The following is a 12,250-nucleotide window of genomic DNA, read 5'->3' on the forward strand; positions in this document are numbered from 1 at the left end:
AATGGCGCTCGCGGCGGTAAACAGTTGTCATTACTTGCAAACCAATATATAATCAAACCTACAGACCAATATTAGTATAAACATGAAGGCGAGATTCAAGTACAGATTTTATCCGACGACAGAACAGAAGCAGAGCTTGGCGCGGCTGTTTGGATGCGTCCGAAAGGTCTGGAACGATAGTCTGGCCCTCTGCAAGCCGTCTGAAAAAAAGCCAAGTTCGGCCGACCTGCAAAAAATCGTGATCACCCAAGCGAAAAAGACCGAAGAAAGAGCTTGGTTGAGCGAAGTTTCCAATATCCCCCTACAGCAATCTGTAGCGGATTTGGAAACAGCTTTCAAGAACTTTTTCGACTCCTGTAAGGGAAAACGAAAAGGTCGTAAGGTTGGCTATCCTAAGTTCAAAAAAAGAACCAATAGTCAGTCGGCACGATTGAGAATTGGAGGTTTTTCCCTAAAAAATAGCGGTGTCTATTTAGCCAAGATTGGCGTTGTTAACCCAATATGGTCAAGAACGCTACCATCTGAACCTAGTTCGGTCACAGTAATCAAAGATTGTGCAAATCGTTATTTTCTGAGTTTTGTGGTAGAAGTTGAACCCATTCATTCTGAAGCGAAAAACCCAAGTATCGGAATCGACTTAGGAATCAAAACTTTCGCAGTGATGAGTGATGGCGAAAAAGCGGCAAGTCCTAACTACAGAAAGTTAGACCGAAAAATCCGTAAACTTCAGCGCAAATTAGCCCGTCAACCGAAAGACTCTAAAAGAAGAAACGTAACACGAATCAAGATTGCTAAATTGCACAACCGTATTGCCGACACCCGTAAAGATTTCCTCCACAAATTATCAACCAAAATAGTCAAGGAAAACCAAGTAATTATTTGGGAAGATTTGAACGTGTCAGGAATGGTGAAAAACCGGAAACTCTCAAGGGCGATTAGTCAGCAAGGATGGAGAGAATTTAGGACACTCTGTGAGGCTAAGTCTGAAAAATTTGGCAGAGAGTTTCAAGTGATTAGTAGGTGGGAGCCTACTAGCCAAGTTTGTGCGGACTGTGGTTTTAAATGGGGTAAAATCGATTTGTCTGTTCGTTCAGTGCTTTGTCCCAGTTGTGGTACTGAGCAGGATAGAGATCAAAATGCTTCAAGAATCATACAAAAAGTCGGGATGGGGAATCGCCACGACTCAAAACGGGCGCGCTCGGGATTGTCAGACTAGCAACGGTTAGCAGATCCCGATGAAGCGTCAAGAATCACCGCGTCTTCAGACCGGTGAGTATTTCAATGGTCTAAACTTTCCCAATCGAAAGCTCTTTTAGAGTGTCGAGTTCTCAACGAGCTTTCTGCTTACGAGACGATGGAGAGTTCATCACTGACTTGAATCCGACCTTTGACCAGGGAGCGAATCAGACGATCGAGTGAGCCACGTTCTTCTTCACTGATGGACTCATCAAGGATGGCGGCCATCATGCCGTAGCGGTCAGCCTTGGTAACGCGGTGAGTATCGGTGACAGTGGCGATTAATTCGTTGATAGCGCCGGGGAGAAGATTAACTGGAGACATGGGATTGTTTTGAACTCGACACCTTAATCATCTCGTGGTTTCTCCTAAGAGCAAGTGATGGTGCTGGTTTTTTTCCGTGATAATACTGAAAATATTCGGTGAACCAAGTCCGTGTTACCAGTGATCGAAGTCACAACATTGAAACCAATGCAGCGGTGGAACAATTAGAACCCACATTCGGCCCTTTGACTATCACACCGTGATAATTTTCGTCTTGCACGAGTCTTAACTTCCTGCTGTGCAAAAGTTTCAGACCTTCATAGGAAGAACTACCTCTTTTTCAACTACTTGTCAACAAGTAACGACTGTTGACTTTTTATCAAAAATCAAAATAAGGAATGCGGGATTAAATAACTTCCACAAGTTGGTGGGATGGGCGTCCCGCCCGTCCAAAAAGGATGGGCGTCCCGCCCATCCCACAATAACAATTAAAATTGTAAGTTATTTAATTCGCGATCCTAAGTAGACAGACCAAAAAATCTGTCCGCCTACTTAATCGCTAACTAGAAATCACTCCCACTCGATCGTACCCGGCGGCTTAGAAGTAATATCGTAAACCACCCGGTTCACCCCCTTAACCTCATTCACAATCCGGTTCGATATCAGTTCCAACAAATCGTAAGGAACCCGCGCCCAGTCAGCCGTCATCCCGTCTTCACTCTTAATAAATCGCAAGACGATCGGGTAAGCATAAGTGCGCTGATCGCCCATCACGCCTACACTGCGAATCGGCAGCAAAACTGCAAAAGCTTGCCAAAGTTCACCGTACAATCCGTGCCGGTTGATTTCTTGGCGAACAATGAAGTCAGCATCCCGCAAAATATTTAGTCTCTCTGGGGTAACTTCTCCTATAATCCGAATCGCCAATCCCGGGCCGGGGAAAGGTTGTCGGTTCACGATTTCTTCCGGAAGCCCGATCGACCGGCCGACTTTTCGCACCTCATCCTTAAACAGTTTTCGCAGCGGTTCAATCAGCTTAAATCGCAAATCTTTCGGCAAACCGCCGACGTTGTGGTGGCTTTTAATTTTAACAGCAACTCGATCGCCACTTTTCGGGTCTGCATTAGTGTCAGCCGACTCAATCACATCAGGATAAAGAGTGCCTTGGGCGAGGTAGTCGAAGGGGCCCAGACGCTTCGATTCGGCTTCAAATACGTTAATAAATTCGTGACCTATCCGCTTGCGTTTTACTTCAGGATCGGTTATCCCTTCAAGTTGAGCTAAAAAGCGTTCGCGAGCATTAACATATTCAACGTCAATGTGGAATTGCTCTTTAAATAATTTTACCAACCGTTCTGGTTCATACTTCCGCATAAACCCTTGGTCGATAAACATACAGGTAAGTTGGTCGCCGATCGCCTTGTGCAGCAAGAAAGCCAAAGTAGAAGAATCTACACCACCGGATAGAGCCAGCAAAACTCGTTTATCCCCCACTTGCTCTCGAATTTCGCGAATCGATTCCTCAACAAAAGTAGCGGTCGTCCAAGTCGGTTCGCACTCGCAAATGTGGTAAACAAAATTGCGAATTAAAGCTATTCCGCCGATCGAGTGAACTACTTCTGGGTGAAACTGAACCCCGTACAAATTTTTCTCGTGGTGAGCAACAGCAGCAGACGGAGTATTGTCCGTGTGAGCGAGGATCTCAAAACCCGTCGGCAGCTCAGTACAGGAGTCTCCGTGACTCATCCACATCGTGCTGCCTTCTTCGACATTTGTCAGCAAATCCGTAGGATCGTCAATAAATAGCGATGCCTTGCCGTATTCGGCTAACTTAGCCCGCTCAACCGTGCCTCCGAGCTGCTTTACCATCAACTGCATCCCGTAACACACTCCCAACACCGGTATTCCCAAATTCCAAATTTCTGGGTCGCAGTGGGGTGCTTTTTCATCGTATACAGAACTCGGGCCTCCTGAAAGAATAATTCCTTTAGGATTGATAGCTTTTAACTGTTCTGCCGTAGTCCGGTAAGAAATAACTTCTGAATATACTTGAGTTTCACGAATTCGACGAGCAATCAGTTCGGAATATTGCGAACCGAAGTCGAGAATCACGATCGTCTGGCGATCGATATGCCCCAGAGAAAAGTTTGTGAGGTCTGATTCATTTTTTATTTGAGTAGTCACGGTTATTGCGTAATTGCTAATTGCTAATTGGGCAGAAAGTAGGGGAGGTATTTGTCCCGGCTTCACTACAAGACTGAGGAAGGCGAGCAAGCATTAGTCGCTAGGAATAAATCTTATTTATACTAGATTGCAGTCAGCGCTCGTAGTCTATTAATTAGGTAGGGCAAGCATAGATTTACTTCAATCCTTACCCTACCTAATTAATTAATTAAACTCTGGCATCAAAAACTGCGTCCCCAAGCAACCTAGTATAATTAAGGTCTAGGGACAAAGAATTATTACTTGTTAAATATTATCCCTGAGCGATGTTTTAAACAGAATTCAGGGATATTCACACTACATTAACAAATTTGGGTCAAAAATGTATCTCCTATTTCACTTTTAACAATAATTTTGCGATCGCGCCCGAACATCACCGAGCCCACGGGGATGTGCAAGTTAGTGTGAGTAAAAATGCAATCCGATGACCGCAAGTCTATTTGTCGGGCGATGTCGCCGTAAATTCGATCGACCCAATTGCTCCCAAACTCGGCGTCCAAAGCCCGCAGTTGCCCGAGAGCCTCTTCGGCTGTCGCTGCCGCAAAAATTGCGGAACACGCATCGGCAGGCATTCCAGCTTTAGCACAGTAAGCTGTGAGAATTTCCCTGCGCCCGTCAGCGAGGTGGTGGTGAGTGTGAAAAATTCCTGCAGCCAATTTCATCAGTTTCCCGTGATAGCCAAAGAGCAAAATTGACTGCACGCCCTGATATCCTGCTTCTACCAGCAGCGGGCCGAGCCAGTTAGCGGTTTTGACTAGCCTCTCAGGATTAATCCCCAGTTGTCGCGCCAAGTCCAAACCGTTTTCGCCGATGCAGAAAACCAAACAGTCAAACAGTTCGGCTTTTTGTTGCAGTTGTTCGCGGTAAAGTTCCAACTGTCCAGGGGCGCTCAGGGGTTGAGAAATGCCAGTTGTACCCAGCAGCGAAAGTCCTTCTACCACCCCGAAAGCTTCGTTAGAAGTGCGGGTGGCTAGTTGCCGCCCAGACGGCAGAATCAGGGTGACAGTAATTTTTTCGGACGGTGCGAGTTCTCGGCTCAGATTTGATCGCAACAGCCGCATCGCGTAATCATAGATTGCCGCTCCTCCACCTGCTTTATGATGTCCAATTCCCTCGCCACCAACAATCTGTATTTGTTCCCCCTCTCCTTCTCTCCCCAATTCCACCATTGCCCAAACGGGGGTATTGCGAGTCAGATCGAGATTGTCCCCCGGATCCGAGCGAGTCACTCCTAAAGCGGTACCAGTTTTGAGTACAGACGCCTGTTCGATCGGAATTTCTGCCGTTATTTGCGGTTCCAGTAAATTTACTGATACGCTATCAACAGACTGGATACCTGCGCGTAAGCACCGCAAAGCTGCAAGTGCGGCCGCACAGGCAAATACTGGCAGTGTATACCCGGATAAAGGTTGAGTTTTTGTCACAATCTAATGCAAGAATCCGTAAATTTGCTGGCGATCGACATTACGCCGTAGCAGTGATGCCCCTCAAACATTTAAGCTTAATTTTAGGGTTTGCGATTATCACCAGTTAGGGTAATTTTTGTCAAGTAATAATTTTGTCCTACCAGTTGCCGATCGCAGCCACACTTTTCTTGAGGTGCGTTAGCGGAACCCTCGTAGAGGATCGCCAACAACCGACTCCGAAGCCTTACGGACACGTGTCGGTGATTTCACAAAAAACCCGGAATCTCGATCGCGATCGCTGGCACTGAACAAACGGATTCCAGGAATTAGGTAGGGCTTGCTGAAAAAGCCCACAAATCGAATCTAGGTGCCAAACAGCTTGAAAAATGGGAGATTCGGAGATGGGTTCCCAAATTTACTCCACAATTTTCCACCGAAATCCAAGGATTTTGAGCCAAAAAACGTCATAACGAGAGCACTTTTTTGTGTTTAAAAATCTTGAAACCCTTGGCACTCATAGCTTCTAGTTCTATTCAGCAATCCCTAGGTACAAATCGTCCTTCAGCTATACTCTGCAAGTCCATCGTCTTTCATTCTATAGATTTAGCTAGCCGTAAAGGTTTAAGAGCGGAATGGAGGATCGGGCGCGAAATTTGTTTTGGCCTTTGGGGAACTTGTTTGAGGCGGAATTCGAGCAATTTTTGGCAGGCGAAATGCTGGGATCGCTTCCTGGTTAAGCCCTACAACCTACTTTTTTACAATTACCAAATTTATATCTCCCAAGCGGTTGATGTCCTAGCGATTGCCAGTCATTTATATTGATATGAATTACCCGGACGTGCCAGTCCTACTTTCGAGCGAACCTCTTGAAGGTGGGGCTGGTTTTATCTCACCCTATTACTTCAATTCTCCAATCTACAATCTACAATCTACAATCGATTGACTATGGTTGAACCAGTTGCAGAGTTAAATGAACCTCTATCTCTTCAGACTCCAGAAATAGTAGACCCGAAAATATTTCAGCTCGTTCTCTCTGCAAAAACAGCTCTCAAATTTTCCAAAAAAGACGTTCGATCAACCCTGAAAGCCTCAACTCTAGACGGCATTTTTGCCACTATCTTCGAGTCGGCGACCACCGGCGTGCTGCTGAGCAACTTCTTGCTGCAACTCGGCGCGAGCAGCGTGGAAATAGGTATATTCTCGGCTATTCCTATGGTGGTAAATCTCCTGCAACCACTAGGAGCCTACATCGCAGACCGCACAACCAGTCGCCACTGGTACAACCTATTTGTATTCGGCGCGTCGCGGCTGCTGTGGCTGGTACTCGCGGTGGCAATTGTTTGGGGTTCCCAGCACGCAGACTCTCACCAACTGCTGCAATGGACGCTGGTAACAGTCGTAGCAGCTAGTGTGCTGGCAGCTTTTGCCAATTCTAGCTGGTTCAGTTGGATGGCTGCTGTGGTTCCTCAGCGCTTGCGGGGACGCTATTTTGGCTTTCGCAACAGTGCTGTGAGCCTCATCACTTTGCTGGGAGTGCCGCTGATGGGATTGGGAGTGTCAACTTGGGGCGCCGATCCAATTTTCGGCTACGGTATTGTTTTATTGGTGGGTGTTTTGGCGGGAATGATTAGTTTGGGGTGTCAATTCTTCATGGTTGACGTGAATCCGCAGCTATATAAAAAAGATGCAAAGAGCGATAGACTTACAGAGAAAAAATCAAAGCAAATAACATATTTTGTGCCTTCTGTGCTGAAAGATTCTAATTTTTTAATGTTTATTCTTTACTTCAGTGTGTGGACATTTGCTGTTAATCTCAGCGCGCCTTTTTTTAATATCTACCTGCTGAAAAATTTAAGCTTGGATGTGAGTTTGGTAACGATTTACACCAGCTTAAGTTGCGGCGCAAATCTACTGCTGCTGATGTTTTGGGGTAAGTTGGCCGATCGCTGGGGAAATCGCCCCCTGCTAATTGCGGTGGGGCTGGTGGTGGCGATAACGCCTTTGCTGTGGTTGGGTACGGGCAATTACCCGTTTGCCCTATGGGTGTGGCTGCCGCTGCTGCACTTGTTGGGGGGAACGACTTTAGGCGCGATCGGGCTGTGTAGTAACAATATTCAAATGGAGATAGCGTCGATCGAGCAACCTTCGACTTATTTTGCGATCGCCGCAGCGGTTTCGGGATTAGCTGGGGCTTTGGGAACTACCGCCGGTGGCTTTCTTGCCGAACTTCCGGGGATGAGTTTGGGAGCACTGTTTGCTCTCTCGGCTGCTGTGCGGCTGGTAGGCTTGCTGCCTTTGATTTTGGTGCGAGAACCTCGTAGCCAGTCGCTGCGGTCGATCGTCCCCACTTTTGGACGTTTCAAATTTAACCGGGGCTAGGAAATTTTCGTACAAATTTACCGATCGAGAAACCAGAAAGGCCCACAGATTGTTAAAAACTTCAAGCACATCACAGAAAATCTGAGAGTAACTGAAACAACTTTTAACCCCAAACACAGCCCAAATCTGCTATGGGTGCGGCCAATACGTCATTTTTTACGTTAATAAATATAAATAAAATTGACTTTTTAATACAAGAAACTAGACGAGATGGTGTTTTGGGACTAATATCCTGAGAATGCAAATAGCTAAAGATTGCCCAGCCACATAACAATTTCGAGCAAAAAATTAGCCGCGATCGCCGTCAGGCGATACAAAAACGGGAATTGGCAATTCTCTTGTAACCGATTACCAATGACAGCTCGTTCTCAAATTTCAGATGCAAGGAGAGAATCTAAAAATGAAACGTCTGATCGTTTGCTGTGATGGAACTTGGCAACAACTAAATAGTAGTTACCCAAGTAATGTGATTAAGCTTGCCCAAGCAGTGAAATCGAGCGCCAGTGACGGGGTTCCGCAGATCGTGTTTTATGACGAGGGAGTTGGATCGGACAGTAACAAGATTTTGGGCGGAGCCACTGGACTGGGAATCGATAAAAATATACAAGATGCCTATCGTTTTCTTTCTCTCAACTATGAGCGTGGTGACGAAATCTATCTATTCGGGTTCAGTCGCGGTGCTTACACAGTCAGGAGTCTAGCGGGGATGATCCATTGCTCCGGTCTCCTAGACCGCCCTCATATTACCAGAGCATCTGAAGCTTACGAGCTTTACCGTAAGCGAGGCATTAAACCAAAGGATAAAGAAGCAGTCGATTACCGCAAAGATTATGGCGATCGCGTCCCCATCGCCTTGCTTGGTTGTTTCGACACCGTTGGAGCCCTTGGTATTCCTGTTCTACCCGCCTTCAAGAAGTATGACGAACAGCTCAAGAAAAGGTACAGATTCCACGACACCACTTTAAATAAGTCGATTCAGAATGCGTTGCACGCCGTGGCGATCGACGAAGTTCGCGAAATCTTTGATGTTACCCCTATGAAGAAAAATCCTGATGTTGAAAACCAGAGAGTTATTCAAGTTTGGTTTCCAGGATCGCATTCTTGCATCGGCGGTGGCACCGAAGAATACAGCGGTTTATCAGATACTGCCTTGCAGTGGATGTTGGATTCAACCGGTAAGCTTGGATTGGGGCTTGAATTCGATCCAAGTGTCATTCCCACAGGTATCAATCCCAATCATGAAATTGATTTTAAAAACGATCCTGGGTTCTTCAAATTGGCAGGAATCAAGTTCCGCCAGGTGGGCGATGCCATTGAGGATCTTCATGAAAGCACGCTCAAGCGTTTGGAAAGCCGAAAGGACTACCGCCCCAAAAATCTAGAAAGCTTTTATCTAAACTTAAATCCAATTGAAGAGGATAGAAAAGACTCGATCAAGAACCCGGAATTGAGGCTTGGCAATCAATCGAATCTACAAGAACCAAAAGGAAAAACCATATCCAATCTACAAGAACCAAAAGGAAAAACCATTATGTCTTCAAAAAGAGACACATCAAGAGACGGATTTAAAAACAAAATCGAGACTTTGCTTTTAACTAACTTGAAACCGTTTTGGAGCTTCATTCAAAGCAACGAGGGGCTGAGCAAAAAAGTTAACAAAACTCTGATTAACAATGCCATTCTAAAAATTCCAACTCGCCCCTATCCGTTTAGTGCCATGTCTCCCTACACCTCTTGGGATTCATTAAACGATCGCACTTATTCCGGACTCCAACTACCGCCTACGGATTGGAAGCCCTTAACGGATAAAAACTACATAGGGGTTAATTTAGCTCCCACAGATAATTTTGAAAAGAATCTTCCAGATGTCAAGGAACTGGAAATCTTGTATCGCAAAAGAGGAAAGACTAAATACTCGCCCAAATCCTCTCTGATTTTCCCGTATTTCGTGCAATGGTTTACCGACAGTTTCCTGCGAACCGATCGACTGGATCAGCGCAGAAATAGTTCCAACCACCAAATTGATCTGTGTAACGTCTATGGGTTGAACGCAAATATTACTAAGCTGCTGAGGTGTCATCAAGGAGGAAAGCTAAAAAGCCAAATTATTAATGGCGAAGAATATCCTCCTTTTTACTATGATGAGAACGGACAGCCTAAAGAAGAATTCAACGGAATTCCCCATCTAATAGTCGGTGACAATGAAAAAAAAGCTGACAAAATCCCCTATCAAAAGAGACAAAAATTATTTGTAATGGGGATAGAGTTAGAGCGTGTAAATGTGCAAGTGGGCTATGTAATGCTCAACGTTCTTAGCTTAAGAGAACATAATCGCGTGTGCGACCTCTTGGCAAGGAACTATCCAACTTGGGATGATGAACGCCTTTTCCAAACCGCCAGAAATATCGTGATGGCAGAGTTTCTGAAAATTGTGCTAGAGGATTATATCAACCACATTACTCCCTATAACTTCCAATTTTTCACAGATCCCCCAGCATTTAATAATGAAAAATGGTATCGCACCAATTGGATGTCGGTAGAGTTTACTTTAGTTTATCGTTGGCATAGTATGCTGCCCGATAAGCTGATCCATGACGGCAAAGAAATGTCTATGCCGGAGACGATGTGGAACAATGATATGATTATCAACAAGGGTTTGGGAGCTATGTTTGAAGAAACTTGTTCCCAACCAGCAGCGCAATTGAGTTTATTCAATACGCCTGAGTTCCTGATTCCAACCGAGACAGCCAGCATTCGTGTAGGTCGTGCGGCGAAATTAAGAAGCTATAACGATTACCGCGAACTGTGTAAGTATCCACGGGTGACTGATTTTACTCAAATTACTAGCAATGAAGATGTCCAAAAAGAATTGAAACGATTGTACGGTCACGTAGACAACATTGAGTTGTATGTTGGACTCTATGCAGAAGATTTGCGGCCAAATTCAGCCTTACCTCCTTTAGTCGGACGACTGATAGGAATTGATGCCTTTTCTCAAGCTTTCACTAATCCTCTGCTAGCCGAAAATGTCTTCAATCCAGAAACTTTTTCACCTGTAGGTTGGGAAGAGATTAGGAAGACCAAGACCCTCTCGCAGGTGTTGAATCGTAATGTTACTCCCGGTAAAGAGTACAGAGTTTCTTTTTATAATGAGGGTTGGAAACCAGCTTAAGGAGCCTTGCAACACTAGCTGTAAGGTGCGTCGCTACCTTTAAATCCTAAAAAAGAGCGACAATCTCGTAGCGACGCACCTTACAGGGTGAGCGTAAACAACCCTCCGTTGCACCTCGCCCAACACTCATGATTGTTGCAAGAGGGAGAATTGGTATTAGAGAGGGAAAAATGCCAACCATTATCGCCCCAATTAGCTTTTAAAAGGTTATTTATGAGCAAGAAGTTATTTACAGAATATCCCGAACAGGACGAACGCAAATACTACGATCTTTTGGTTGAGCAGGCCAAGCTTCGGATGGATAATCTTTACGGGGATAAGGATCGGGCGCTGCGAGATACTCACGCCAAAACTCATGCTTGCGTTAAAGGAACTCTGGAAATTTTTGATTTTGATGAGGAAGCGATTAAACGGGAATTGGGCAAACGCGCCTCGTTAACTGCTTCGCAACTCAATGCGATTTCCATTAAGCAAGGTTTGCTAGCAAAACCCAAAAAATATCCTGTTTGGTTGCGATTTGCTAACGGGGCTACCAAAGTAGCCAATGATTACGCCAAAGATTCGCGCTCAATTTCAGTGAAAGTGATGGGGGTGGAAGGGGAACGACTCACACAAAGCCACGAGTCAAAAACCCAGGACATCATTGTTCACAATTCAGAGATATTTGTGAGCCAAACCATCAAAGACTACTACGGCTTTTTTTCTGCTCTTGTTGAATCACCAGATACATTGAAAAAGTGGCTAATGCGACATCCCAGACACTTTCTAGCGGTGTCAACGCTTACGGGTAGCCGGACTCCGAAGAGTTTGCTAACAGCAAAATATTGGAGCGGTTCACCCTCTGCTTTGGGTCTCAGTCCCGATTTCGATCCCTCCCAGCCTGGTCTAGTTCCTGTCGAATATCCTGCTGTAATTAAGTATGGGTTTACTCCGGTTTCATGCGAACCACCGCACGAGATAATTCCAGAACAATCTCGACCTGGAATTCCTAAATTTCCCTTTGTCGATCGCGCTAAAGCCTTGGGTTTAGATCCCAATAAACCAGACAATTATTACCGCGAGGATCTGATTCAAGCCTTGGCGAAACCTGATGCCCAATACTGGTGGGATTTTGGCATTCAGTTCCAAACCAGCCTAAAAATGCCGATCGACGATGGCATCAATGTCTGGAAAGAACAGGACTCACCATTCTTGAGAGTAGGTCGTCTCACAGTCAAGCATCAGATTATTGATTATGAAAAACAATCTGATTTCAACGAAAACCTGAGATATTCTCCCTGGAACGGCTTAGCAGTTCATCGTCCAGTAGGTGCGATCAATCGGATACGGGGTGTTGTTTACCCGGTTGTAGCGAATTATCGCCTTCAAAAGCGAGGTCTTGTCCACCAAGAACCAACCGGAGAAGAAACTTTTTAATGGAATAATTTGAGGCTGGGACATCATTTAATGCCATCAGGCAGGTGTCGTCTGAGCAAATGGCAACTCAAGGAAGTTAACAAGCGAAACCTTCAAAAAATCCCATCCCTTTTTAGGGGGTGGGAGTGTAGAAAATTATGAATTCTTAGTCCTC

8 protein-coding genes are annotated in these 12,250 nt (G+C 45.3%); 5 read left to right on the forward strand and 3 right to left on the reverse strand.

Annotated elements, in window-relative coordinates; genetic code table 11:
• Positions 1 to 82: 82 nt before the first annotated feature.
• Positions 83 to 1,216: a transposase gene (locus QUA58_RS25510; RefSeq protein ID WP_333396702.1), complete on the forward strand. Its 1,134-nt coding sequence runs from the start codon at positions 83 to 85 to the stop codon at positions 1,214 to 1,216.
• Between the two features lie 128 nt (positions 1,217 to 1,344).
• On the opposite strand, the gene QUA58_RS25515 is transcribed toward QUA58_RS25510, so the two are convergent.
• From QUA58_RS25515 to cbiD, 3 genes are all read right to left on the reverse strand, one after another.
• On the reverse strand, positions 1,345 to 1,560 hold the full coding sequence (locus QUA58_RS25515) for a hypothetical protein (protein ID WP_006631949.1): 216 nt from the start codon (positions 1,558 to 1,560) through the stop codon (positions 1,345 to 1,347).
• A 510-nt stretch (positions 1,561 to 2,070) separates the two neighbouring features.
• Positions 2,071 to 3,672: a glutamine-hydrolyzing GMP synthase gene (gene guaA / locus QUA58_RS25520; RefSeq protein ID WP_445243706.1), complete on the reverse strand. Its 1,602-nt coding sequence runs from the start codon at positions 3,670 to 3,672 to the stop codon at positions 2,071 to 2,073.
• Between the two features lie 353 nt (positions 3,673 to 4,025).
• Positions 4,026 to 5,147: a cobalt-precorrin-5B (C(1))-methyltransferase CbiD gene (gene cbiD / locus QUA58_RS25525; RefSeq protein ID WP_333396705.1), complete on the reverse strand. Its 1,122-nt coding sequence runs from the start codon at positions 5,145 to 5,147 to the stop codon at positions 4,026 to 4,028.
• Between the two features lie 134 nt (positions 5,148 to 5,281).
• Between cbiD and QUA58_RS25530 the strand changes: the two genes are divergently transcribed.
• The 4 genes from QUA58_RS25530 to QUA58_RS25545 all read left to right on the forward strand — a co-directional run bounded on the left by QUA58_RS25530 (position 5,282) and on the right by QUA58_RS25545 (position 12,096).
• Complete coding sequence (locus QUA58_RS25530) at positions 5,282 to 5,437, forward strand: hypothetical protein (protein ID WP_333256277.1); 156 nt, start codon at positions 5,282 to 5,284, stop codon at positions 5,435 to 5,437.
• A gap of 637 nt (positions 5,438 to 6,074) precedes the next feature.
• Positions 6,075 to 7,508, forward strand: a complete 1,434-nt coding sequence (locus QUA58_RS25535; protein ID WP_333396707.1) for an MFS transporter — start codon at positions 6,075 to 6,077, stop codon at positions 7,506 to 7,508.
• A 400-nt stretch (positions 7,509 to 7,908) separates the two neighbouring features.
• Positions 7,909 to 10,680 carry a phospholipase effector Tle1 domain-containing protein gene (locus tag QUA58_RS25540; RefSeq protein ID WP_333256283.1) on the forward strand — a complete coding sequence of 924 codons (2,772 nt, stop codon included), beginning with the start codon at positions 7,909 to 7,911 and terminating at the stop codon, positions 10,678 to 10,680.
• Positions 10,681 to 10,893: 213 nt separating this feature from the next.
• Positions 10,894 to 12,096: a catalase gene (locus tag QUA58_RS25545; protein ID WP_333396710.1), complete on the forward strand. Its 1,203-nt coding sequence runs from the start codon at positions 10,894 to 10,896 to the stop codon at positions 12,094 to 12,096.
• Positions 12,097 to 12,250: the final 154 nt, after the last annotated feature.

This window comes from Microcoleus sp. N9_A1, assembly GCF_036701795.1.
Taxonomy (GTDB): Bacteria; Cyanobacteriota; Cyanobacteriia; order Cyanobacteriales; family Microcoleaceae; genus Microcoleus.

Coding starts and splice junctions, on each gene's coding strand:
- QUA58_RS25510 (WP_333396702.1), top strand. CDS start 83: ATGAAGGCGAGATTCAAGTACAGATTTTATCCGACGACAGAACAGAAG.
- QUA58_RS25515 (WP_006631949.1), bottom strand. CDS start 1,560: ATGTCTCCAGTTAATCTTCTCCCCGGCGCTATCAACGAATTAATCGCC.
- QUA58_RS25535 (WP_333396707.1), top strand. CDS start 6,075: ATGGTTGAACCAGTTGCAGAGTTAAATGAACCTCTATCTCTTCAGACT.
- QUA58_RS25540 (WP_333256283.1), top strand. CDS start 7,909: ATGAAACGTCTGATCGTTTGCTGTGATGGAACTTGGCAACAACTAAAT.
- QUA58_RS25545 (WP_333396710.1), top strand. CDS start 10,894: ATGAGCAAGAAGTTATTTACAGAATATCCCGAACAGGACGAACGCAAA.